Here is a 24,552-nt window from a genome sequence, read left to right on the forward strand (position 1 = left end):
GGCCGTTGCGGCGCGTGACCAGCGCGCTCGACACGCGTCATCCTGAGGCCCTCGATCCGCTGCCGGACAAGCGCTTGCCGCTCGAAGTGCGGCCGCTCGTACGCGCGTTGAATGGACTGCTCGAGCGGCTCGCCACGGCACTCGATATCCAGAAGGCCTTTGTCGCCGATGCCGCGCACGAATTGCGCACCCCGCTCGCTGCGGTGCAGATTCAGGCGCAACTCGTCGCACGGGCGCAAGACGACAGCGCGCGCAGCGAAGCGCTCGCCGATCTGCAGGCGGGCGTTACGCGCGCGACGCGTCTTGCCGAGCAACTGCTCGCGCTCGCTCGCGCCGAGCCGGACGGTGGTGCGGTGAGCGGCGCGCTCGATCTGCGCGAACTGCTGCAGGAGTGCGTCGCCACCTACGCGCCGCTCGCGATGAATCGCGGCGTCGATCTCGGCATCGACGCGAGCGACCCTGCCACCGTGACCGGCGACGCCGAAGCGTTGCGCGTGATGTTCAACAACCTCGTCGACAACGCGACCAAGTACACGCCGCACGGTGGACGCGTCGACGTGAGCCTGCGCATCGAAAACGGGCGCCCGGTCGCGCGGATCGCGGATACCGGGCCGGGCATTGACCCGGCCGAGCGCGAGCGCGTGTTCGACCGCTTCTACCGGGCGGGCGCGAGCGCGAATCGGGCGCGCACCGACGTGGCGGGCAGCGGGCTCGGTCTCGCAATCGTGCGCCGGATCGCCTCGCAACATCATGCGGAAGTGTCGCTCGACGAATCGCCGGCGGGCGGCCTGCAAGTCACCGTACGCTTCTAAAAACGGCGTTTCATCGCGTTGGAAAAGACCGCCTTAATGTCCGCCGTAACGGCTGGAGAGGCCCGGCCGGCAAGGTGTCCGCGATCTGGCGCTGCTTAAGATCCTTTTAAGCGATGCCACGTACGCTCTTCGACATCCAAAGTTACTTTCTCCAGTCAGGAGCTCATGATGAACGCGAAAACCTTGTCCCGCAGCGCTGTTGCAGTAGCTGTCGCCGTTGCGCTTTCCGCCGGCTATGTGGCGGGCCATCGCGACGTGCCCGCACCGCAGGTCATATCGCCCGCGCAAGCGGCAGCGATGATGCCAGCCGAAGCTGCCGCCAAGACCGGCATCCCCGATTTTTCCGGCCTCGTCGAAACGTACGGCCCGGCCGTCGTCAACATCAGCGCGAAGCACGTGGTCAAGCAGACCGCTTTGCGCGGAAATGGCGGTAACCTCAACGGCAACCAGTTGCCGATCGATCCGAACGATCCATTCTTCCAGTTCTACAAGCACTTCTTCGGCGGCGTGCCGGGCATGCAAGGCGGTGGCGGCGACGGCGGTGAAGCGCCCGATCAGCCGAGCGCGAGCCTTGGCTCCGGCTTCATCATCAGCAACGACGGCTACATCCTGACCAACGCGCACGTCGTCGATGGCGCGAACGTGGTCACCGTCAAGCTCACCGACAAGCGCGAGTTCAAGGCGAAGGTCGTGGGCGCCGACAAGCAGTCCGACGTTGCCGTGCTCAAGATCGACGCGAGCAACCTGCCGACCGTGAAGATCGGTGATCCGCGTCAGAGCAAAGTTGGGCAGTGGGTGGTCGCGATCGGTTCGCCGTATGGCTTCGACAACACTGTGACGTCCGGCATCATCAGCGCGAAGTCGCGCTCGCTGCCGAATGAAAACTACACGCCATTCATCCAGACCGACGTGCCGGTGAATCCGGGCAACTCGGGCGGCCCGCTCTTTAACCTGCAAGGCGAAGTGATCGGCATCAACTCGATGATCTACTCGCAGACCGGTGGCTTCCAGGGGCTGTCGTTTGCGATTCCTATCAATGAGGCGATCAAGGTTAAGGACGATCTCGTCAAGACGGGCCACGTGAGCCGCGGCCGTCTCGGTGTCGCCGTGCAGGGCCTGAACCAGACGCTTGCCGACTCGTTCGGGATGCAGAAGCCGCAAGGCGCGCTGGTGAGCTCGGTCGACGCGGGGGGGCCGGCAGCCAAGGCTGGCTTGCAGCCGGGCGACGTGATCCTGTCGGTGAACGGCGACGAGGTTAGCGACTCGTCTGATCTGCCGGCCAAGATTGCCGGTCTCGCGCCGGGAAGCTCGGCCACGCTGAAGGTGTGGCGCGACAAGGCCAGCAAGGACGTTAAGGTGACAATTGGCTCGTTCTCGGACGCGAAGCTTGCGTCGGCGGGCAAGGCTGAGCAGCAGACAGAGTTGCAAGGACGTCTCGGCGTGGCCGTGCGTCCGCTCACGCCGGAAGAGAAGAGCAGCGCGTCGGTGTCGCACGGTCTGCTCGTGCAGCAGGCGGGCGGCGCGGCGGCGAGCGCCGGCATCCAGCCGGGCGACGTGATTCTCGCCGTCAACGGCCGTCCGGTGACGAACGTCGATCAGTTGAAGCAGATGATTTCGGGTGCGGGCAATAGCATCGCGCTGCTGATCCAGCGTGACAACGCTCAGATCTTCGTGCCGGTCGATCTGGGCTGACAGACAGCCGGGCGGCCCGATCCCGCAGCGCTGTCGTAGCGATTGCCGGTCTTTGCATTTACTGCAAGGACCGGTTTTTTTTCGCCTGCGCCAACGTAGTCACGCGGGCGCGGCAAATGAGCTGGAAGCGCACCGCGCACTCTGTGCGCTGACGGCAACGTTCTTTCCGTCGACGCAACCGGACGGTTGGCACGCAGGTTGCATCTTTCTTGATTCGGGCCCACCGAGGGCTACCGGGCAAGGACCTTAACAAGGAGCGAACCGATGAAAACCCAACGCAATCAGCACAGGATCGTAGCCGCCGCGCTTAGCGCCGCGCTCACGCTCGGACTGGCGGGCGGTGCGTACGCGCAGCAGGCAGGCGTGAGCGGCGGATCGACCGCCGACAACACCAGTGCGGGCAACGCCAACGGCGGCGGTCTGCCGCAAATCCAGCAGCAGGGCGAGGTGTCGTACGTCTCGGGCGGCGTCGGCCTCGACGAATCCCGGGCTCTACAGGCGGCGCAAAGCCAGTGGCCGCTCACGCTGCGCTTCACTGGCCCCAAGGGCGAGTTTCTTGCCGATGTCCATGTCAGCATCGTCGATGCGCATAACAGCGAGGTGTTGAGCACGACATCGCGCGGACCGTACATGCTGGTCCGGCTGCACCCCGGCCGCTACGCGGTGCATGCGAAGTACAACGACAACGAGCAGACCCGCGCGGTGACAGTGCCGGCGCGAGGCCACGTCAAGTCGGCGTTCATCTGGAACATGAAGTAAGCACGCGATCCGCGCCGCGCTGCGCGCCACCAGGATCTGCCGCGGACTCAGACGCGGCGTCGTCCCCACGCGATGCAGGAAGCGCGCGCAGCCGGCCGGAGTTTCGCCGATAATGAAGCCACGGGCGCGCCCCGTGGCTTCGTCGTTCATGCGGCCACAGTCTGCGCCACAACGCCCCACAATCAGGGAGCCTGGATATGAGCGATGCGTCAACATCTGAGGGAAGGACTGGTGGTCATACCATCGTAGTCCACCACAACGGTCATCGGGTGCGCGTGATACACGGCGGCGTGACGATGGCCGATACCCAGGCCGCGCTAACGCTCTCCGAAACCGGCTTGCCGGACGTGTTCTATTTCCCTCGCGAGCACGTGAACATGGCGCGCCTCGAGCGTTCCACACATACGTCGCACTGCCCGTTCAAGGGCGACGCGTCGTACTTCCATCTGCGCACGGAAGACGGCCTGATCGAGAACGCGGTGTGGAGCTATGAAGAACCGTTCGAACAGGTCGGCCAGATAAAGGGCTATCTCGCGTTTTATACATCGCGCGTCGACCGCATCGACCAGACCTCCTGATCTGGCTATCGGCGGGTTTCTCGAGAGAGGTTGTCATGGAACTGAACGACGCGTTACGGATTCCGCTTGCGCCGTCCGATGTGTGGGACGCGTTGCAGGATCTCGCGCTGTTGCGTGCCAGCCTCGACAACTGCGAGTCGTTCACGCGTCTTGCCCACGGCGAATACGCGGTGACCATGACGGTGCCGCTCGGCCCGTTGCGCGCGCGTTACGAAGCGCGTGCCCATGTGGCGGGCCAGGATTCGGGCCCCGCCGACGCGCAGCGCCGCACCGTCAACTTCAAGGCATGCGCCCAGGGCATCGGTGCACTGCGAGGACAAATCGAAGTGCGTTTGCGTGCGGACGAGGGCGCCTACAGTACCGGCAGGGACCGCGGCACGCGCATCGATTACACGATCTGGGCGACGTCGTCCGGACCGCTCGCCGAATTGCCGACACGTCAGCTGGAAAACGAGCTGCATCAGCTCGCCGACGATTTTTTTACGGAATTCGCTGCAGTCGTGCGGGCGAAGCACGGCAAGGGGCCGAACCGCGCGCGAGGCTCGACGCCGCGCCGGCAGCATGTCTTTTTACGGCCGATCACGCTGGGTGGGATTGCGCGGCGCACTCGCGTCGACCGCGGCAGTGCGTTGACGGGACGGGCGGCGAGCGCATCCCATAGTTGGTCGCATGGCGTGTCGCAGCAGGATCCCGGTCGGCACGTCGTGCCGTATTGGGCATGGGCAGGGATGATTTTTCTGGTCGCGCTGCTGCTGTACGTCGTACGCTGGATCGGCGAGCATTGAGGCCGCGTGCGGCGCATTCGCTGATGGAATGCGCGGTTGTCCTGTCCGCACCACTACGAAATACCGGTGGCCCACTACGAAACTGCGGTGATTGTTCCGTGTTCGCCAGGCGCTGGGACCGCGCGTTTTAGTCCGATCGCCTGTCAGGTCCGCTGCCGATTTTTTGCTGCTTCCCGCGCCTTCTCGTTTCGATCTTCCGGACGTCTCCCGATAGGCCGGTCCACCCGCTAGTCACCGCGAAAGCCCCGCCGCCACGCGGATGGCGACGTGCTGAACGCCTCCCCGAAATGCTGTCGCAGAGATGCCGCCGAGCCAAAGCCCGCGCTTACCGCGATCGTTTCGATCGAGTCGTCCGTGCTTTCGAGCAACTGCTGCGCGCGGCCGAGCCGCTGCGCGAGTAGCCACGCACCGACCGTCGTGCCGGTGACGAGCCGAAAGCGTCGCGTGAAAGTCCGGCGGCTCATCAATGCGCGCGCGGCGAGCGTGTCGAGCGTATGCGGCACGGCCAGATTGCCGCTCACCCAGTCGAGCAGGCCGGACAGGCGGTCGCCGTGCGGGCTCGGCGGCATCGGCTGCTCGACGTATTGCGCCTGCCCGCCTTGCCGGTGCGGCGACACCACGAGTCGGCGCGCGACGTAGTTGGCCGCCTGCACGCCGCTGATCTTGCGCAGCACGTGCAGGCAGCAGTCGAGGCCGGCGGCGGTGCCCGCCGAGGTGAGTACATCGCCGTCGTCGACGTAGAGCACGCCGGGATCGAGCCGCACGCGCGGGTAGCGGCGCGCGAAGTCGTCAGCCCAAGCCCAGTGGGTCGATGCCGGCCGACCGTCGAGGATGCCGGCGGCGGCCAGCACGAATGCGCCGAGGCACAACCCCACCAGCAGCGCGCCGCGTTCATGCGCGGCACGCAACGCGCCGATCAGCGCGGCGGGCGGCGCTTCGTCCGGATCGCGCCAGCTCGGCACGATGATCGTGTGCGCGTCGGCAAGCGCTTCGAGCCCGTGCGTGACCGCGATCGAGAAGCCCGCGGTCGTCGCGAGCGCGCCCGTCTCCGCGGCGCAGACGCGAAAGTCGAAGTCGGGCACGCCGCCGCCGCGGCGGTCTTCGCCGAACACCGCGCAGGGCACCGACAGATGGAACGGACTGATACGGTCGAACGCGACCACGGCGACGACATGGCGGGGTGCGGCGTCGCGCCTGTCGCCGGAAAATGCGGAGGTGGCCATGACCATTGCCTCGAGGGATGCGCAAGGATGGCCCGATTCTAGCGGATCATGTCATGCGGGCCGCTATCGCCTGTCCGACGGTAGCGCAACAATGCGGTCATCGCCGCTGCGTCGTCAGGCGCCTCGCACGCGGCATCGATCGCTTTTTCTGACAAGGAGCTTTGCCATGACCACCCCGCGCCGTGCGCTGATCGTCATCGACGTGCAAAACGAATACGTGACCGGCAATCTGCCGATCGAATTCCCGGACGTGCAGACGTCGCTCGCCAACATCGGCCGCGCGATCGATGCGGCGCGCGCCGGGGACGTGCCGGTCGTGGTCGTGCAGAACGTCGCGCCGGCGACTTCGCCGCTGTTCGCGCGCGGCAGCGATGGCGCCGAACTGCATTCGGTCGTGAGTTCGCGCGCCCATGAGCACTTCGTCGAGAAGTCGTTGCCGAGCGCTTTTGCCGGCACGGATCTGGCCGACTGGCTTGCGGCGCGGCAGGTCGATACGCTGACCATCACCGGCTACATGACGCATAACTGCGATGCGTCGACGATCAATCACGCGGTGCATGCGGGGTTTGCGGTCGAATTCCTGCACGATGCGACCGGCTCGGTGCCGTACGAAAATAGCGCCGGCTTCGCGAGCGCGGAGGAGATCCATCGGGTGTTCAGCGTCGTGCTGCAATCGCGCTTCGCCGCGGTCGCGAGCACGGACGCATGGATTGCGGCGCTAACGGGCGGCGCTCCGCTCGAGCGTGGCAACATCTACGCGTCGAATCAGGCGGCGCGGGCGCGGCGGGTCGTTGCGTGACAGCAGCTCGCGGGGAGCCTGCGGTTGATGAGCGGGCGCGGTCACAGCAACGATTTTTCCGGCGCAGGCGATGAGCGGTGAGTGGCCCATTGGCCGGATTCGTCAGCGGTTCACGGCGGCTCTTTTCGACCTTCGAAACGATCCGTGCGAACGGCCCGCAAACGGAAACGGGCGGTTCAATTTGAACCACCCGCTTTTTTTGCGATCCACCAAGCACGCCCGCTACGACGCCGCTGTCTGCCTTAACGCTGGACTCAACCGCAGCGCGTCGAAGATGCCCTCGACCATCTGCTGCGCGTGCGCGCCGAAATCGGTCGCATCGGGCAAAAACAGCATGTCGCGCAGCGCTCCGCCGACAAACGCATGCAACGTGGCCGCCGCCAGCTTGGTGTCGAGATCCTCGGGCATTTGTCCCTTGGAGATCGCATTGCGCAGACCTCCTTCGATTTTGGCGAGCCCCTCGCGCATATTCGTCTGGTAACGCTCCATCATCGGACCCATCTCCTCGACCACCTCGCATTTCAGAAACAGGATGTCAAAGACGCGGCGGCGGCGCGGGTCATTCGCGGTGTCGCGCAGACAGACGGTGCAGACTTCGATGAGACGTCCGAGCGGATCGGCCTGGTTCGGATCGAGGGACGCGGCCTTAAGTTCGTCGAGCGGCAGCAATACGCGGTCGAACATTTCCGTGAACAGGTCGCTCTTGTGCGCGAAGTGCCAGTAGATTGCGCCGCGCGTAACGCCCGCGGCTTGCGCGATATCGGCCAGCGAGGTGCGTGATACCCCTTTCTCGAAAAAAACCTGTTCGGCCGCGTCGAGAATTCTATTGCGCGTCTCCAATGCCTCTTCTTTGGTTCTTCTGACCATATACGTATGAACTGCCCTCGATCGTGGGGAGCCCGGGCCGCATTTAAGTCGGCCCGATGACAATCTGACTACTTTCAGAACGAATTGCAAATGAACTTGCGAGTTCCCCGCTCGCAACAGAAGCAAACGCACTTTTACATCCATTCGTGAATGTATCTATAATAGCATCCCACGATCGGATAGCCCAAGCCGTGACGACCGGTTAATATCCGTCACTGTTGCCTTTCACAACGCCCCTTGTGCCCGCCGAATGGCGGTGCCGTGCGGCATTTCCCGGTATGGCACATTCGCAGCGCGGTGCTCGTGCAGGCGCAGATCGCATCTATGGGCTTCCGGTTGAGCGTCGCAAGACGCCTGTGTGCGCTGCCGTCTCCGGGGTAGGGATGCGCGCACTTTTTCATTCTCAGTCTTTGACAGAGGTCGCCCCATGCGCGTCGAACGGGTTCCATTCCGCTTAATCAGTGCCGCGACGGCTGCCATCTTGCTGGCGGCATGCGGACAAAAACAATCTGCCCCGCCGCCCCAGGCGCCTGAAGTTGGCGTCGTCACCCTGCAGCCGACGACCGTGCCCGTCATCACCGAACTCCCCGGCCGCACCAGTGCCTTCCTTGTCGCGCAGGTGCGCGCCCGGGTCGACGGCATCGTGCTGCGCCGCGAGTTCACCGAGGGTAGCGAGGTCAAGGCCGGCCAGCGTCTGTACAAAATCGATCCAGCTCCTTACATCGCTGCATTGAACAACGCAAAGGCATCGCTCGCAAAGGCCCAGGCGAATCTCGCGTCGACCACCGCGCAGGCCAATCGCTACAAGGTGCTGGTCGCGGCCAACGCGGTCAGCAAACAGGACTACGACAACGCGGTCGCCGCGCAAGGCCAGGCCGCCGCCGACGTCGCCGCCGGTAAGGCGGCGGTCGACACCGCGCAGATCAACCTCGGCTATACCGACGTCACGTCGCCCGTGACCGGCCAGATCGGCGTATCGCAGGTTACGCCGGGCGCATTCGTGCAGCAGAGCGCGGCCACGCTGATGTCGACGGTCCAGCAGCTCGATCCGGTCTATGTCGATCTCACGCAATCGAGCCTCGAGGGCCTGAAGCTGCGGCGCGAAATCCAGGAAGGTCGTCTGAAGACGACCGGTCCGGGCGCTGCGCAGGTGTCGCTGGTGCTCGAAGACGGCCGTGTCTACGCCGAAAAGGGCAAGCTGCAGTTCACCGACGTAACGGTCGACCAGGGCACCGGCTCGGTCACGGTCCGTGCAATCTTCAAAAACCCCAACCACGTGCTGCTGCCTGGCATGTTCGTGCGCGCGAAGATCGACGAGGGCGTCAACCAGAATGCGATCATCGTGCCGCAAATCGGCGTCACGCACGACCAGAAGGGACAACCTACCGCCCTGGTCGTCGATAACGACAACAAGGTCGAGCTGCGTCAGCTCGTCACCGCGGGCACGTACGGCTCGTACTGGGTGGTCTCCAGCGGCCTGAAGCCAGGCGAACGCGTGATCGTCCAGGGCACCGACAAGGCGCGCCCCGGCCAGCAGGTCAAGCCTGTGCCAGCGCAGCTTCCCGGTACACCTGCTTCCGACGCGGCCGCGCAAGCCGCGCCGGCCGCCAGCGGCGCGCAGACGGCCCAACCCGCCTCCGCCGCATCGGGCGCGTAATAACAGGGAGCCCGCCTCATGGCAAAGTTCTTTATTGATCGCCCGATTTTTGCATGGGTGATTGCCATCATCCTGATGCTCGCGGGTATCGCGTCGGTATTCACACTGCCGATCGCCCAATACCCGACCATCGCGCCGCCGGCCGTGCAGATCAGCGCAACGTACCCGGGCGCCTCGGCGAAGACGGTGGAAAACACCGTCACGCAGGTGATCGAGCAGCAGATGAGTGGTCTCGACCATCTGCTGTATCTCGCGTCCACGTCGGACGACTCGGGTACGGCCACCATCACGCTGACGTTCGCGGCCGGCACCAACCCCGACATCGCGCAGGTGCAGGTGCAGAACAAGCTGCAACTGGCCACGCCGCTGCTGCCGCAAGCGGTGCAGCAGCTCGGGACCAAGGTCACGAAGTCGAGCAGCAGCTTCCTGCTGGTGATGGCGTTCGTGTCGACCGACGGCAGCATGAACAAGTACGACCTCGCGAACTACGTCGCGTCGAACATCCAGGATCCGGTCAGCCGTATCGACGGCGTGGGTACGGTGACGCTGTTCGGCTCGCAGTACGCGATGCGGATCTGGCTCGACGCGAACAAGCTGAACAACTTCGGGCTGACGCCGGTGGATGTGCAAACCGCGCTGCAGGCGCAGAATGTGCAGGTCGCGGGCGGCTCGCTCGGCGGCACGCCGTCGGTGCCGGGCCAGGTGCTGCAGGCCACGATCACCCAGGCGACGTTGCTCAACACGCCTGAGCAGTTCGGCAACATCCTGCTGAAGGTCAACCAGGACGGCTCGCAGGTGCGTCTGCGCGACGTGTCGCGCATCGAGCTCGGCGGCGAAAACTACAACTTCGACACCAAGTACAACGGTCAGCCGACCGCGGGCTTCGGTATCCAGCTCGCCACCGGCGCGAATGCACTCTCCACCGCGAAGGCGGTGCGCGCGAAGGTCGCGGAACTGTCGAAGTACTTCCCGCACGGTCTCGTGGTCCAGTATCCGTACGACACCACGCCGTTCGTGCGCCTGTCGATCGAGGAAGTGGTCAAGACGCTGCTCGAAGGTATCGTGCTGGTGTTCCTGGTCATGTACCTGTTCCTGCAGAACCTGCGCGCCACGCTGATCCCGACGATCGCGGTGCCGGTGGTGCTGCTCGGCACGTTCGTGATCATGAGCATCGTCGGTTTCTCGATCAACGTGCTATCGATGTTCGGCCTCGTGCTCGCAATCGGTCTGCTGGTCGACGATGCGATCGTGGTGGTGGAAAACGTCGAGCGGGTAATGCAGGAGGAGGGCTTGTCTCCTCGCGACGCAACCCGCAAGGCGATGGACCAGATTACCGGCGCGCTGGTCGGCGTGGCGCTCGTGCTGTCGGCGGTGTTCGTGCCGGTGGCGTTCTCGGGCGGCTCGGTCGGCGCGATCTACCGGCAGTTCTCGCTGACGATCGTCGCGGCGATGGTGCTGTCCGTGCTCGTCGCGTTGATTCTGACGCCGGCGCTGTGCGCGACGATCCTCAAGCCGATTCCGCAGGGGCATCACGAGAAAGCCACTGGCTTCTTCGGCTGGTTCAACCGTACGTTCAACACGAGCCGCGACAAGTATCACTCCGGCGTGCACCACGTGATCAAGCGCTCGGGCCGCTGGCTCATCATCTACATGGTGGTGATTTTCGCGGTGGGTCTGCTGTTCGTCCGACTGCCGAAGTCATTCCTGCCGGACGAAGACCAGGGCACGATGTTCGTGCTCGTGCAAACGCCGTCGGGTTCCACGCAGGAAACCACCGCGCGCGCGCTGAAGGACGTGTCCGACTATCTGCTGAACGACCAGAAGGCGATCGTCGAGTCGACCTTCACCGTGAACGGCTTCAGCTTCGCTGGCCGTGGTCAGAACGCGGGTCTCGTGTTCGTGCGGATGAAGGACTACGCGCAGCGTCAGCATGCCGATCAGAAGGTGCAGGCGCTGGTGGGCCGTCTGTACATGCACTTCAGCAGTTACAAGAACGCGACGGTGTTCCCGGTCAATCCGCCGTCGATTCCTGAACTCGGTACGGCCGCGGGTTTCGACTTCCAGTTGGAGGATCGCGCGGGTGTCGGCCATGAAAAGCTGATGGAAGCGCGCAACATGCTGCTGGGTCTCGCGGCGAAGGACCCGACGCTCGCGCAAGTGCGTCCGAACGGCCTGAACGATACGCCGCAGTTCAAGGTGAGCATCGACCACGAGAAGGCCGCCGCGCTCGGCGTGTCGCTCTCCACGATCGACCAGACGTTCTCGATCGCATGGGCGTCGCAGTACGTGAACAACTTCCTCGATACCGACGGCCGGATCAAGAAGGTGTACCTGCAGGCCGATGCGCCGTTCCGCATGAAGCCGGAAGACGTGAACGCCTGGTACGTGCGCAACAACGCGGGCTCGATGGTGCCGTTCTCGGCCTTCGCGAGCACGCAGTGGACGTTCGGTTCGCCGAAGCTGGAGCGCTACAACGGTATTTCGTCGGTGGAAATCCAGGGCGCGGCCGCACCGGGCAAGTCGACCGGTCAGGCAATGTCGGCGATGGAAGCGCTGGTCACGAAGCTGCCGGCGGGTGTTGGCTACGAGTGGACCGGTCTGTCGCTGCAGGAGCGCCAGTCCGGCTCGCAGGCGCCGATCCTGTACGGCATCTCGATCCTCGTCGTGTTCCTGTGTCTGGCGGCACTGTACGAAAGCTGGTCGATCCCGTTCTCGGTGATCATGGTGGTGCCGCTCGGCGTGATCGGTGCGCTGCTGGCCGCCACGCTGCGCGGTCTCGAGAACGACGTGTTTTTCCAGGTGGGTCTGTTGACCACCGTCGGTCTGTCGGCGAAGAACGCGATTCTGATCGTGGAGTTCGCGCGCGAACTGCAGCAAGGTCAGGGGATGGGGCCGATCGAGGCCGCGCTGGAGGCGGCGCGTCTGCGGTTGCGTCCGATCCTGATGACTTCGCTCGCGTTCATTCTCGGCGTGCTGCCGCTCGCGATCAGTAACGGCGCGGGTTCGGCAAGCCAGCACGCGATCGGTACCGGCGTGATCGGCGGGATGTTGACCGCGACCTTCCTCGCGATCTTCATGATCCCGATGTTCTTCGTCGTGATCCGCGCGAAGTTCGGCGGCGAGAAGGAAGACCCGGACGAAGCGCTCGCGCACTACGAACAGCACCATCCGCACGATCCGCAAGGTGGCGGCGCGGCTGATGGGTCGGCCAGCGGGTCGGATGGCAGGGACTCGGGCAAGGATGGACATTGAGATGCAAAAACACTCTTTGATTGCAGTGGCGGTGGCGTTGCTCGCCGCGGGTTGCACGCTGGCGCCGCATTACGAGCGGCCGGCCGAGCCCACGGCGGCCACCTTCCCGACTGGCGGCGTGTATGACGAACAGCCGGGCGCAACCAGCGCGCGCACCGCGAACGGTCAGAATGCCGCCGACATCGGCTGGCGCGAGTTCTTCGTCGATCCGCGTCTGCGGCAGCTGATCGAACTCGCGCTGAAGAACAACCGCGATCTGCGTGTGTCGGTACTGAACATGCAGGCGTCGGCCGCGCAGTACCGGATCGTGCGCGCGGGTCTCTTTCCGGCGCTCGACGCCGCTGCGTCGGAAAGCCGGCAGCGCACGCCGCGCGACCTGCTGTTCACGCCCGCCAGCCCGACGATTTCCACCACCTATTCGGTCGGCCTGAACGCATCGTGGGAGATCGACTTCTTCGGGCGGATTCAGAGCCTGAAGGATCAGGCGTTGGCCACCTACCTGGGCACCGCTCAGGCCCGCAAGGCCGCGGAAATCGCACTGGTCTCGCAGGTCGCGAACCAGTACCTGACGCTGCTCGAACTCGACGATCTGCAGAAGGTCACGCAAGACACGCTGACGAACGCACAGGAGTCGTTCCGGATCACGAAGGTCCAGTTCGACACTGGCGCGGGTTCTGAACTCGATCTGCGTCAGGCGCAAACGGTCGTCGAGACCGCGCAGGCGAATCTGCAGGCGCAGGCGCGCCTGCTGGCGCAGGCGGAAAACGCGCTGGTGCTGCTGGTCGGCGAACCGTTGCCGGACGACCTGCCCAAGGGCTTGCCGCTGAACGACCAGAACCTGCTGACGGACATTCCGGCGGGTCTGCCGTCCGATCTGCTGACGCGCCGTCCCGACATCATGGAGGCCGAGGAGAACCTGCTCGCGGCCAACGCGAACATCGGCGCGGCGCGCGCGGCGTTCTTCCCGCAGGTATCGCTGACCGGCAGCTTCGGTACGCTGAGCCCGACGCTCGGCGGGTTGTTCAAGCCGGGTTCGGCGGCATGGAGCTTCGCGCCTTCGATCACGCTGCCGATCTTCGAGGGCGGGCAGAACATCGCCAACCTGAACCTCGCCAACATCGAGAAGAACGTGCAAATCGCCACGTATGAAAAGGCGATTCAAACGGCCTTCCGCGAAGTGGCCGATGGCCTCGCCGCGCGTGGCACCTACGATCAGCAGATCCAGGCACTCGAGCGCGACACGGCGGCCGAGCAGCGCCGGCTCGATCTATCGAACCTGCGCTACAAAAACGGCGTCGACAGCTATCTGTCGGTGCTGACCGCGCAGACCGCGCTGTACGAAGCGCAGCGCTCGCTCGTCACCGCGCGCATGGAACGTCTGCAGAACCTCGTCACGCTTTACCAGGCGCTCGGCGGCGGCTGGATCGAGCACACCGGCGATCAGCCGCGGCCTGCCGACGCGCCGGTCGATTATGGTGCGGCGAGCGCGCCGACCGCGGCGTCGGCCGCGACGGCGGGGTAAGCGGGCGCGTTCGCGCAAAGCGCTGAACGATGCGATGCGATGCGCTTGCGCGGCCCGGCTTCCGGCAGGTCGTACAGGCGAGCCCGCCGCGACTGCAAGCGCAGCAGCAAACAGAAAAGCCACGGCACGCCGTGGCTTTTTTTACTGATGCGTGGCATTCGCCACCGCGTCAACCGGGGAGAGCTCAGCCGCAGCGAACGGCCGGCGCCGAGGTCGCTGCGCCGCACTCAATGCAAATCGGCCGCGCGCAGCATCGGGTCTTGCTGCGGCTCGCTGCCCGCGCGTCCATCGAGATCATGCCCGGCGCGGCGAATCTCGCACTGCGCGTTCTTCTCGCTCTTCACGCCATTGAAGACCAGGTTCAGCACGACCGCCGACACCGACGCGAGCAGAATCCCGCTGTGCAGCAGCGGCGAAAGCGTCGGCGGCAGTTGCGCGAAAAAGCGCGGCGACACGACCGGCACGAGCCCGAGCCCGATGCTCACCGCGACGATGAACAGATTGTGGTGATTGCGCACGAAGTCGACGCGCGACAGTACCTTGATGCCGTTCGCCGCGACCATCCCGAACATCACGATGCCGGCGCCGCCGAGCACGAACGCGGGCACCGACGCGACGACCTGCGCCATCTTCGGGAACAGGCCGAGCAGCACGAGGATCACGCCGCCCATCGCGCAGACGAAGCGGCTTTTCACGCCGGTCACGCCGATCAGCCCGACGTTCTGCGAAAACGACGTATGCGGAAACGAGTTGAAGATGCCGCCGATCAGCGTGCCCAGACCATCGACGCGCAGCCCGCGCACAAGCGTCTTCTGATCGACCGGCCGATCGACCATGTCGCCCACCGCGAGGAACATGCCGGTCGATTCGATGAAGGTGACGAACATCACGGTGACCATCGTCGCGATCGACAGCGGATCGAAGTGCGGCAGCCCGAAGTGGAACGGCATCACGATGCCGACCCATGGCGCGTGCATCACGCCGTCCAGGTTCACGCGGCCGAGCATCAGCGCGATCACGAAGCCCGCGACGATACCGAGCAGCACCGAGATGTTGGCGATGAAACCTTTCGCGAACTTGTTGATGAGCAGGATCAGCGTCAGCACCAGCAGCGATAGCCCCAGATAAACCGGATTGCCGTAGTCCGGATTGCCAACTCCGCCGGCCGCCCAGTTGATGCCGACTTCCATCAGCGAGAGCCCGATCACCGAAATCACCACGCCGATCACGACCGGCGGGAAAAAGCGCAGCAGCTTGCCGACCGCCGGCGCGAGCAGAATGCCGACCACGCCGGCCGCGATCGTCGAGCCGAAGATATCGAGGATGCCGAGCGACGGATTGCTGCCGATCGCGACCATCGGGCCGACCGCCGCGAACGTGCAGCCCATGATGACGGGCAGCCGGATGCCGAAGATCCACAGGCCTAGCGTCTGGATCAACGTGGCGATCCCACACGAAAACAGATCGGCGCTGATCAGGAACGCGATCTGGTCCTTCGGCAGCTTGAGCGCTGCGCCGATGATCAGCGGGACCGCGACGGCCCCAGCGTACATGACCAGTACGTGCTGGATGCCGAGGGTCAGCAACTGGCCCGCGGGCAGGCGTTCGTCGCACGGGTGAACCGTGTTCGCTTGCATATCGTCTCTCTCCACCGTCTCGTTTTGGGATGACTCCAAGGTATCGGGGACGAAAAGCCACAACAAGACCGCTGGGGCCTATTCCGGCATTCCCGGCGACGATATGCAGGCGCTCGTTTTGAAAGGTGGATTAAAGGTACGCGCATGGCCAGCCTGGTGCGAACCGGCGGCAAGCCCTATCGGGCGGAGATCGCGGCGCCAGACGGCGTGCGCGTCGCGGCCGCGTCGCGCGTGGGGATATGTGTGAGAATCCATGAGGTGTATCACGCCCCACGCATAGTCCTGTTTTGACGCGCGTCGCGGCGCGGCGGGGTTAACCCGCGAGTCGGCTTCAGCACGGCTCGAATGGCCAGCTGGCGCAACTTCGGTTTTGTCCCGGCTTGCGGTCTCGTTTGTCATTTCCATTTCAACGTCCCAGCGCACATGAGTTTTCTCGGCATCGACCTCGGCACCGGCTCCCTGAAAGCGGCAATCGTCGACGAACTTGGCCGCGAGCAGGCGGTGTCGAGCGTCGCTTATGCGCTCGATACGCCGCACGCGGGCTGGGCCGAGCTCGACGTGCGGACGTGGTGGCGCGCGCTCGTCGACGCGATGGCGGGTCTGCCGCGCGACTTGCGCGACGGCGTGCGCGCGATCGGCTTGTCCGGGCAGATGCACGGTGTCGTGTTGACCGATGCGGCGGGCGAAGCGGTCCGGCCGGCGATGCTGTGGCCCGATTCGCGCGCGCTCGATCTGCTCGATGCGTGGCCCGAGCCGCAGCCGAATTCGGTCGCGCCCGGCATGGCGGGGCCGCTGCTGCGCTGGATCGTGCGGCATGAGCAGCAGACGGCGCGGCGCACGCGCTGGGCGCTGCAACCGAAGGACTGGCTGCGCGTCACGCTCGGCGGCGCGTGGGTCACGGATCCATCCGATGCCTGCGCGACCGCGCTCGCCAATCCGGCTGGCGTGTGGGACACGGCGCTGCTCGAGCGGCTCGATATTCCGCGCGCGTGGTTCGCGCCGTTGGCCTCGTCGTATGCAGCGTCCGGTGCGCTGTCGCAGCAGGCCGCGCAGGCGCTGGGCTTGCGCGCCGGCATCGTGCTCGCGACCGGTGCGGGCGATACCCCTTGCGCGGCGCTCGGCGGCGGACTGTCGCGCGACGGCGACGCGTTGCTGACCACCGGCACCGGCGGACAGATCGTCGTGCTGGCGGACCACGAACCGGCGGCGTTCAAGGGGCTGCATCGCTATCGCGCGGCGACCGATCACTGGTATCGGATGGCGGCGATGCAGAACGTCGGTATCGCGTTGGAGCGGGTGCGCGCTTGGCTGTCGTATGAGTGGGCGGACGCTTATCGGGAAGCGTTTAGCGAGTCGGCTAACGATAGCGCGAGCCAGGCAGCCGACACGAAGCCCGACGCATCTTCGTGCGTCACCTTCCTCCCTTACCTCAGCGGCGAGCGCACACCGTGGCTGAACCCACAGGCGCGCGGCGGCTGGCTTGGTCTGTCGCTCGAACACACGCGTGGCGCAATGATGCGCGCCGCGTTCGAAGGCGTCGCGTTCTCACTGCGCGCAGGGCTCGACGCGATTCGCGCGAGCGGCGCGCCGGTGGCCGCGCTCAAACTCGCGGGCGGCGGTTCCGTCGATGCACGCTGGCGGCAACTGCTTGCCGATGCGCTCGACGTCGAACTGCACGCGGTCGAGTGTCCGAACGCGGCGCCGCGCGGCGCGGCGATACTCGGCGCTCTCGCGTACGGGCATTGGCAGCCACGCGATCTCGCCGCGCTGGCGCCTCACGCGACGCGCGTTGCAGGTCCGCGCGGCGATGCCGCGTTGGCTGAGCGATATGCACGCTTTCTCGATCTGTACGGCCGTGTCGAGCCGTGGTTCGGCGGCACGCCGCGGGCCGATCTGCGGTAGCACCACCGATTGCAATAACATTGCTTCGCTAGCACCACACCCACATACAGGAGCCTTTGACGATGCTCGAACTACTCTCGTCGCATGCCTGCCACGGTGGCGAGCAGCGCTTTTATCGCCACGCATCGCGCACGATCGGCCTGCCGATGCGCTTCTCGGTGTATCTGCCGCCGCAGGCACTGCAAGCGGATGCGAAGGTGCCCGCGCTGTTCTATCTGGCGGGGCTGACCTGTACCGAAGAGACCTTCGTGACCAAGGCGGGCGCGCAGCGCTTCGCGGCAAAGCACGGCATCGCGCTGATTTCGCCGGACACGAGCCCGCGCGGCGCGAACCTGCCGGGCGAAACCGATGCGTGGGACTTCGGCGCCGGCGCGGGTTTTTACGTCGATGCAACGCGCGAGCCGTGGGCCCGGCACTACCGCATGTACTCGTATGTGTGCGACGAGCTACGCGACACGGTGCTCGAGAACCTGCCGGTCGACGGCGGGCGCCTCGGCATCTTTGGTCATTCGATGGGCGGGCACGGCGCGTTGATGCTGGCGCTGCGCAATCCGGAGATTTATCGATCGGTGTCGGCGTTTGCGCCGATTGCCGCGCCGATGCGGTGCCCGTGGGGCGAGAAGGCATTCAGCGGTTATCTCGGCGACGACCGCGAAGCGTGGAAGCAATACGACGCGAGCGAGCTGGTCGCGCATGCAGCGCGCAAATTCGCGCAAGGGATCCTGGTCGATCAGGGCCTCGCGGATCAGTTCCTCGCCGAGCAACTGAATCCGGACGTGTTCGAAGCCGCGTGCGAGGCCGCAGGGCAGCCGCTGACGTTGCGCCGGCATGCGGGCTACGACCACGGCTACTACTTCATCACGACGTTCATCGAAGATCACCTCGCGCATCACGCGCGGGTATTGCTCGGGTAAGCCGTCAAAGCGCGCTCAGAAGTGAAAACGGCGGCACGTCAGGTTGCCGCCGCTTTGATTGGATCAACGCCGCTGTCGCTCAATGCCGCCGCAGCAGGCTCGCGCCATACACGAGCGCAGAGAGCACGGTGATCCAGAAGCTGGTCGGCCAGTCGGTATAGAACGCGAGCGTCAAGCCGAGCCACGCTTGCGCGAGCGCGAATACCGCGGCCAGCACCAGACCGGTGGACAGCCGCGTACACAGGTTCTGCGCGGCGGCGGCCGGTCCGACCATCAGCGTGAACACGAGCAGCACGCCGACGATCTGCGTGCACGCCGCCACCGCCAGCGCGGCGATCGCGAGAAACAGCACCGACACGCGGCGCAGCGACACGCCCTTCGCTTCGGCGAGTTCCGGTTGCAACGACGCGAACAGCAGCGGCCGCATGATCGCCGCAAGCGCGGCGAGACTAACGACGGCCAGCCCCGCGAGCACGCCGAGCGTCGATGCATTGACGCCGAGCACGTTGCCGAACAGCAGCGCGGTGACCTGGGTTGCGTACGCGGTGAAGAAGTGCAGAAACAGCAGGCCAAAGCCGAGCGACAAAGACAGAATCACGCCGATGGCGACGTCGCGGCCGGCCAGCCGTTCACCGAGCGCGCCCATGCCGACGCCCGCAACGAGCGTGAAGCCGATCATCCCCCAGATCGGCGAAATGCCGATCAGCACCGCGCCGGTCGCGCCGGTGAAGCCGACATGCGACAGCGCGTGACCGGCGAAGGTCTGGCCGCGCATCACCAGAAAATAGCCGACCACGCCGGCCAGCACCGCGACGATCCCCGACGCCGCGAATGCGTTCACCATGAAGTCGTATTCAAACATCGTGTGTGTGTCCGTCGGGTGAGCCGTGCTTGTGTGAGTCGCCGTGGGAATGACCGTGCGAGTGACCGTGCGAATGTCCGCCGTCCTCATCGTCTTCATGCTCGTGATCGAGCTTGCCGACCTCGACGCTGCCCGACATCACGAAGATGCGGCCATTGACGCGCATCACGTCGATCGGCGAACCGTACAGGCGCGACAGCACCGGGCGCGTGATCACCTCGTCGACGGTGCCGAGCGCAGCGACTCCGCTGCCGAGATACAGCACGCGATCGAGCGAATTGAGCAGCGGATTCAGTTCATGCGCGGAGAACAGCACCGCGATGCCGAGTTCCCGCTGCACGCGCCGCACGAGTTCGACGACGCTCTTCTGATGATGCGGATCGAGGCTGATCAGCGGTTCGTCGAGCAGCAGCAGCTTCGGGTTGCCGAGCAGGCACTGCGCGAGCAGCAGCCGCTGACGCTCGCCGCCCGATAGCTCCGACAAAGGCCGCAACGCGAGCTGGCTGCCGCCGACCAGATCGAGCACCCGGTCGACGTCCGCGCGGGTTGCCGCATCCGCATGTGGCAGGCCCCAGCGATGCCCGTCGGCGGCCATCGCGACGAAATCGCGGCCGCGCACGCGGCGGCTCGCGAGCGCACTGCGCGTCTGCGGCATGTAACCGATCGATGCGTTGCCGCGCTCGACCGCCTGCCCAAGCACGCGAATCGCACCGGTCGCGGCCGGCACGAGACCGAGCGCCGCGCGCATCAGCGTGGTCTTGCCCGCGCCGTTCGGCCCGAGCACACCGATGAACTCACCCTGGTTCACGACAAAGCTCGTGTCGCGCAGGATCGTGCGTCCGCCGAGGTCTAACGTCACGCGCTCGAGTTCGAGCGCGGGCGCGTCGTTCGCGGCGGCGGTGGATGCGCCGGTCGGCGCACCCGCGCGCGCCTGGCGGCCATTGGAAGTCATGGCGTTTTTCCCTTGGCGTCGTTCGCGCCGTTCGTACCGTTTGCGTCGCCCGCGGCGAGCGCCTTGTCCAGCGCGTCGAGCTGCGTGAGCATCCACTGCTGATAGGTCTCGCCGGCCGGCAACGTCTCGGTGACGCTCATCGTCGGCAGCTTCGATTGTTGCGCGAGTTTCAGCATGCGCCGGGTCAGCGCTTCGGTTGCCTGGCTGTTATAGATCAGGACGCGCACACGCCGCTCGCGCAGATCGCGTTCGAACGCGGCGATATCGGCCGCGCTCGCCTCGGTGTCGTTCATCGTCGCGAGCTGGAAACGCTGGTTGCGCATCGCGAGCCCTATCGCGTCTGACATATACCCGAACACCGGCTCCGTCGCCGTGACCGGCACGCCCGCATAGCGGGCGCGCAGTTCGGCGACTTTCGCGTCGATTGGCTTCAGCGAAGCGAGAAACTTCGCGAGGTTCGCATCGTACGCCGACTTGTGCGCGGGGTCGGCCGCGACCAGCGCGTCGCTGAGCGCGTGCGCGACCTTCGGCATCGTCGCCGGGTCGTACCACAGGTGCGGATTGTCACCGCCTTTCTTGCCGGTGAGATCGGCTGCGACGATCACGGTACGTTGCGTGCCTTTGGACGCGGCCAGCAATTTCGTCATCCACGGATCGTAGTCCGCGCCGTTGTAGACGACCACGCTCGCGTGCTGCAACGCGCGCGCGGTGGCCGTGCTCGCTTCGAACAGATGCGGGTCCTGGTCCGGGTTGCTGAGGATGCTGGTCACGTCGACGCGATCGCCGCCGAGTTGCCGCACCACGTCGCCGTAAAAGTTCTCCGCGGCGACGACCGGGATTGTCGTGCCGGCATTGCCCGCGGCTTTCGCGTCGGCTGCAAACGCGCCGTGGCCGAACGCGAACGCGGCGGCCGCGAGCAGACAGGCCGGCACAGCGTTCGACCGCTTCAGCGCGCGCCGCGCGTTAGTCAATATCGAGCCGATTGTTTTCATCGTTGTTTCCTGCTGCGTGAGAGTTGGATGAACCACCGGCGGTGGCAGTAATGGGTACGGGTGGCGCTCAGTGGGGCGTTGCGCACTTCATCGCGCTGGCTCGCCGCTCGCGCCGTCGGTGGCGGGGGCGCCGCTGTCAGCGGCATCGGGTCTGAGCGCGCGAGCGCACAGCGCGCACAGCCCGCTTAGCTCGATCACCTGACGATGCACTTCGAAGCCGTGCGCCGGCGCGCTATGCGACAGCTGGTCGGCGAGTTCGTCGCCGGGAATCTCGACGGTCGCGCCGCAGCGATCGCAAATCAGGAACTGGCTGCTGTGCGGCACGCCGATCTCGCAGCACGCGACGAACGCATTCTTCGATTCGATCCGATGCACGAAACCGTGGGCGACGAGGAACTCGAGCGCACGGTAGACGGTAGTCGGCGGCATGCGGCCGCGTTCGGGTTCGAGCGCGTCGAGCAACTCATACGCGCCGACCGGCCGTCCGCTCGCGACGATCGCCGCGTACACCTGGCGGCGCAGCGGCGTCAGCGTGAGCTGGTGCGACGCGGCGTGCACTTCCGCACACGCGAGCCGCACGGCGTGCTGTTCTGCGAGTGAAGTAGTCATCGGCATCTAAATCTCCTGATGGGGCGGGCGACGGGCGCATCGCGCATGTCGTGCTGCCGGGTTGCGGCAGTGGCTCGGGCCGCAGCGCACCCGAGCCGTAAAACAGAGCCAGCGCACTCAAAAGAAGCAAACGTGGCCGGCCGCTCGAAGCGCCACGAGCCGCGAATGATATAACGTATCGCAAACTTTTGTCAGTGCCACCGCATTTCGAACCGACGAGATCGCCTGCCGCGCTGCACCATCGAAATCTCGCGACGCGCCTTGACATGCCCCAGTCCGTATCCGATCATTCGATCACTTACAGAGCAATTGATCGCGCAACGAGCGTTCGCTCACCGCCGGTCAGCATGCAGAACGAACCCGGAGACAGCTAGTGGCGGCACGATTGCAGGACAAGGTGGCCATCCTGACTGGCGCGGCCAGCGGCATCGGCGAGGCTGTGGCGCAGCGCTATCTCGATGAAGGCGCGCGCTGCGTGCTGGTCGACGTGAAGCCGGCCGACAGCATCGGCGGCAGCTTGCGCGCCAGCTACGGCGAGCGCGTGCTCGCGCTCAGCGCGGATGTCACGCGCCGCGAGGACATCGATCGGATCGTATCCCGCACGCTCGGCGGCTTTGGCCAGATCGACATCCTCTTCAACAATGCGGCGCTATTCGACATGCGCCCGCTGCTCGACGAATCCTGGGACGTGTTCGACCGGCTGTTCGCGGTGAACGTGAAGGGCATGTTCTTCCTGATGCAGGCCGTCGCGCGACAGATGGTCGAGCAGGGCCATGGCGGCAAGATCATCAATATGTCGTCGCAGGCCGGCCGGCGCGGCGAGGCGCTGGTCTCTCACTACTGCGCGACCAAGGCGGCGGTGCTGAGCTATACGCAGTCCGCGGCGCTCGCGCTCGCACCGCATAAGATCAACGTGAACGGGATTGCGCCGGGTGTCGTCGATACGCCGATGTGGGCCGAAGTCGATGCGCTGTTCGCGCGCTACGAGAACCGGCCGCTCGGCGAGAAAAAGCGGCTCGTCGGCGAGGCGGTGCCGCTCGGACGCATGGGCGTGCCCGACGATCTGACCGGCGCCGCGCTGTTTCTCGCGTCGGCCGACGCGGACTACATCACCGCGCAGACGCTGAACGTCGACGGCGGTAACTGGATGAGCTGAAAAGAACAGCTGAAAAATGAGCTGAAAGCGGGCACCTCGCCCGCGATTGCTGGCGCGTCATTCCGAACAACGAACGCAGCACGACATAACGCACGAGAACAGGAGACAACGATGAAACCAGCTTTCAAATTCGCGCTGAAGGCGGCCGGTGCAGGCGCGGCCGCATGCTTCACGCTGAGCGCGTCGGCGGCGACGGTGACGATCGCCACATTGAACAATCCGGACATGATCGAGCTGAAGAAGCTATCGCCGGCCTTCGAAAAGGCGAATCCGGACATCAAGCTGAACTGGGTGATTCTCGAGGAAAACGTGCTGCGTCAGCGCGCGACGACCGACATCACGACCGGCAGCGGCCAGTTCGACGTGATGACGATCGGCGCATACGAAACACCGCAATGGGGCAAGCGCGGCTGGCTCGCGCCGCTCACCAACCTGCCCGCCGACTACGATCTCAACGACGTCGTGAAGACCGCCCGCGACGGCCTGTCCGCGAACGGCCAGTTGTATGCGCTGCCCTTCTACGTCGAAAGCTCGATGACGTATTACCGCAAGGACCTGTTCGCGGCCAAGGGCCTGAAGATGCCCGATCAGCCGACCTACGACCAGATCGCGCAATTCGCCGACAAGCTCACCGACAAGTCCAAGGAGCAGTACGGTATCTGCCTGCGCGGCAAGGCAGGCTGGGGCGAGAACATGGCGTACGCGACCACGGTCGTGAACACGTTCGGCGGCCGCTGGTTCGACGAGAAGTGGCACGCGCAGCTGACCTCGCCGGAATGGAAGAAGGCGATCACCTTCTACGTCAATCTGCTGAGGAAGGACGGCCCTCCCGGAGCGAGCTCGAACGGCTTCAACGAAAACCTCACGCTGATGTCGTCGGGCAAATGCGCGATGTGGATCGACGCGACGGTCGCGGCCGGCATGCTGTACAACAAGCAGCAGTCGCAGATCGCCGACAAGGTCGGCTTTGCCGCGGCGCCGACCGAGGTTACGCCGAAGGGCTCGCACTGGCTGTGGGCGTGGGCGCTCGCGATTCCGAAGTCGTCGAAGCAAACCGACGCGGCGAAAAAGTTCATCACGTGGGCGACCTCGAAGGAGTACATCGAACTGGTCGCGAAGGATGAAGGCTGGGCGTCGGTACCGCCCGGCACGCGTCAGTCCACTTACGCGCGCCCCGAGTACAAGCAGGCTGCGCCGTTCGGCGACTTCGTGCTGAAGGCGATCGAGACCGCCGACCCGGATCATCCGACGCTGAAGCCGGTGCCGTACACCGGCGTGCAGTTCGTCGGCATCCCCGAGTTTCAGTCGTTCGGCACCGTGGTCGGGCAGAGCGTCTCCGGCGCGATCGCCGGGCAGATGACGGTCGACCAGGCGCTCGCGGCCGGCAACGCCGCGGCCGATCGCGCGGTCAAGCAGGCGGGCTACCAGAAGTAACCGGGCTGACCGGAACTCACCAGGCAGCAACCGCGAAGTCAGCGGCAAGCATCGCGGCAAACCAGCGCCGCAAACGAACGCGGCAAGTACCGCGCGAGCCAGCCCGATGCGCAGCGAGGGCGGGCAACCCGGCACTTGCCGCGCCAGG

General features: G+C 65.4%; 20 protein-coding genes. 13 read left to right on the top strand and 7 right to left on the bottom strand.

Going from position 1 to position 24,552, the window contains the following annotated elements; all coding sequences use genetic code 11:
* From VGH68_RS05640 to VGH68_RS05660, 5 genes are all read left to right on the top strand, one after another.
* On the top strand, window positions 1–812 hold an 812-nt coding region (locus tag VGH68_RS05640), incomplete at its 5' end, for an ATP-binding protein (protein WP_331602536.1).
* A gap of 168 nt (window positions 813–980) precedes the next feature.
* Window positions 981–2,504 carry a DegQ family serine endoprotease gene (locus VGH68_RS05645; RefSeq protein ID WP_331602537.1) on the top strand — a complete coding sequence of 508 codons (1,524 nt, stop codon included), beginning with the start codon at window positions 981–983 and terminating at the stop codon, window positions 2,502–2,504.
* A gap of 264 nt (window positions 2,505–2,768) precedes the next feature.
* Window positions 2,769–3,263, top strand: coding sequence for a carboxypeptidase regulatory-like domain-containing protein (locus VGH68_RS05650; RefSeq protein WP_331602538.1), 495 nt, complete (start codon window positions 2,769–2,771; stop codon window positions 3,261–3,263).
* Window positions 3,264–3,460: 197 nt separating this feature from the next.
* Complete coding sequence (locus VGH68_RS05655; protein WP_331602539.1) at window positions 3,461–3,841, top strand: DUF427 domain-containing protein; 381 nt, start codon at window positions 3,461–3,463, stop codon at window positions 3,839–3,841.
* A gap of 35 nt (window positions 3,842–3,876) precedes the next feature.
* On the top strand, window positions 3,877–4,626 hold the full coding sequence (locus tag VGH68_RS05660; RefSeq protein WP_331602540.1) for a CoxG family protein: 750 nt from the start codon (window positions 3,877–3,879) through the stop codon (window positions 4,624–4,626).
* A 227-nt stretch (window positions 4,627–4,853) separates the two neighbouring features.
* Here the strand turns inward: VGH68_RS05660 and VGH68_RS05665 are convergent, their stop codons facing one another.
* A complete protein-coding gene (locus VGH68_RS05665; protein ID WP_331602541.1) occupies window positions 4,854–5,849 on the bottom strand; it encodes a helix-turn-helix domain-containing protein in 996 nt (331 codons plus the stop codon).
* Between the two features lie 166 nt (window positions 5,850–6,015).
* Between VGH68_RS05665 and VGH68_RS05670 the strand changes: the two genes are divergently transcribed.
* Window positions 6,016–6,648 carry a cysteine hydrolase family protein gene (locus VGH68_RS05670; RefSeq protein WP_331602543.1) on the top strand — a complete coding sequence of 211 codons (633 nt, stop codon included), beginning with the start codon at window positions 6,016–6,018 and terminating at the stop codon, window positions 6,646–6,648.
* Between the two features lie 222 nt (window positions 6,649–6,870).
* Here VGH68_RS05670 and VGH68_RS05675 read toward each other — a convergent pair whose 3' ends face one another.
* Window positions 6,871–7,515, bottom strand: coding sequence for a TetR family transcriptional regulator (locus tag VGH68_RS05675; protein WP_331602544.1), 645 nt, complete (start codon window positions 7,513–7,515; stop codon window positions 6,871–6,873).
* A gap of 427 nt (window positions 7,516–7,942) precedes the next feature.
* On the opposite strand from VGH68_RS05675, the gene VGH68_RS05680 reads away from it, so the two are divergent.
* From VGH68_RS05680 to VGH68_RS05690, 3 genes are read left to right on the top strand one after another with little or no spacing between them, the layout of a single operon-like run.
* The gene (locus VGH68_RS05680) at window positions 7,943–9,172 is read left to right on the top strand and encodes an efflux RND transporter periplasmic adaptor subunit (RefSeq protein WP_331602545.1); all 1,230 of its coding nucleotides are present in this window, start codon (window positions 7,943–7,945) and stop codon (window positions 9,170–9,172) included.
* 18 nt (window positions 9,173–9,190) lie between these two features.
* Window positions 9,191–12,424 (top strand): efflux RND transporter permease subunit, encoded by a 3,234-nt coding sequence (locus tag VGH68_RS05685; RefSeq protein WP_331602546.1) that lies wholly within the window; start codon window positions 9,191–9,193, stop codon window positions 12,422–12,424.
* Window position 12,425: 1 nt separating this feature from the next.
* Window positions 12,426–13,946, top strand: a complete 1,521-nt coding sequence (locus tag VGH68_RS05690) for an efflux transporter outer membrane subunit (RefSeq protein ID WP_331602547.1) — start codon at window positions 12,426–12,428, stop codon at window positions 13,944–13,946.
* A 227-nt stretch (window positions 13,947–14,173) separates the two neighbouring features.
* Here the strand turns inward: VGH68_RS05690 and VGH68_RS05695 are convergent, their stop codons facing one another.
* On the bottom strand, window positions 14,174–15,583 hold the full coding sequence (locus VGH68_RS05695; protein WP_331602548.1) for a nucleobase:cation symporter-2 family protein: 1,410 nt from the start codon (window positions 15,581–15,583) through the stop codon (window positions 14,174–14,176).
* A gap of 423 nt (window positions 15,584–16,006) precedes the next feature.
* On the opposite strand from VGH68_RS05695, the gene VGH68_RS05700 reads away from it, so the two are divergent.
* Together VGH68_RS05700 and fghA are read left to right on the top strand one after the other, a co-directional pair.
* Entirely contained in the window at window positions 16,007–17,485 is a 1,479-nt protein-coding gene (locus tag VGH68_RS05700) for a xylulokinase (protein ID WP_331602550.1), read from the top strand.
* Window positions 17,486–17,547: 62 nt separating this feature from the next.
* Window positions 17,548–18,399, top strand: a complete 852-nt coding sequence (gene fghA / locus VGH68_RS05705; RefSeq protein ID WP_331602551.1) for an S-formylglutathione hydrolase — start codon at window positions 17,548–17,550, stop codon at window positions 18,397–18,399.
* A gap of 79 nt (window positions 18,400–18,478) precedes the next feature.
* On the opposite strand, the gene VGH68_RS05710 is transcribed toward fghA, so the two are convergent.
* The 4 genes from VGH68_RS05710 to VGH68_RS05725 all read right to left on the bottom strand — a co-directional run bounded on the left by VGH68_RS05710 (window position 18,479) and on the right by VGH68_RS05725 (window position 21,814).
* Window positions 18,479–19,261 (bottom strand): metal ABC transporter permease, encoded by a 783-nt coding sequence (locus tag VGH68_RS05710; RefSeq protein ID WP_331602552.1) that lies wholly within the window; start codon window positions 19,259–19,261, stop codon window positions 18,479–18,481.
* Window positions 19,254–20,213: an ABC transporter ATP-binding protein gene (locus VGH68_RS05715; protein WP_331602553.1), complete on the bottom strand. Its 960-nt coding sequence runs from the start codon at window positions 20,211–20,213 to the stop codon at window positions 19,254–19,256. Before VGH68_RS05715 ends, VGH68_RS05710 begins: the two co-directional genes overlap by 8 nt.
* Window positions 20,210–21,205, bottom strand: a complete 996-nt coding sequence (locus tag VGH68_RS05720; protein ID WP_331602554.1) for a metal ABC transporter solute-binding protein — start codon at window positions 21,203–21,205, stop codon at window positions 20,210–20,212. The genes VGH68_RS05715 and VGH68_RS05720 overlap by 4 nt, the downstream gene beginning before the upstream one ends.
* An 87-nt stretch (window positions 21,206–21,292) precedes the next feature.
* Window positions 21,293–21,814: a Fur family transcriptional regulator gene (locus VGH68_RS05725; RefSeq protein WP_331602555.1), complete on the bottom strand. Its 522-nt coding sequence runs from the start codon at window positions 21,812–21,814 to the stop codon at window positions 21,293–21,295.
* Window positions 21,815–22,187: 373 nt separating this feature from the next.
* Here VGH68_RS05725 and VGH68_RS05730 point away from each other — a divergent pair, with 373 nt between their 5' ends.
* Window positions 22,188–22,970 carry an L-iditol 2-dehydrogenase gene (locus VGH68_RS05730; protein ID WP_331602557.1) on the top strand — a complete coding sequence of 261 codons (783 nt, stop codon included), beginning with the start codon at window positions 22,188–22,190 and terminating at the stop codon, window positions 22,968–22,970.
* Window positions 22,971–23,081: 111 nt separating this feature from the next.
* The gene (locus VGH68_RS05735) at window positions 23,082–24,404 is read left to right on the top strand and encodes a sugar ABC transporter substrate-binding protein (RefSeq protein ID WP_331602558.1); all 1,323 of its coding nucleotides are present in this window, start codon (window positions 23,082–23,084) and stop codon (window positions 24,402–24,404) included.
* Window positions 24,405–24,552 lie beyond the last annotated feature (148 nt).

The organism is Paraburkholderia sp., assembly GCF_036488505.1.
Classification (GTDB): domain Bacteria; phylum Pseudomonadota; class Gammaproteobacteria; order Burkholderiales; family Burkholderiaceae; genus Paraburkholderia.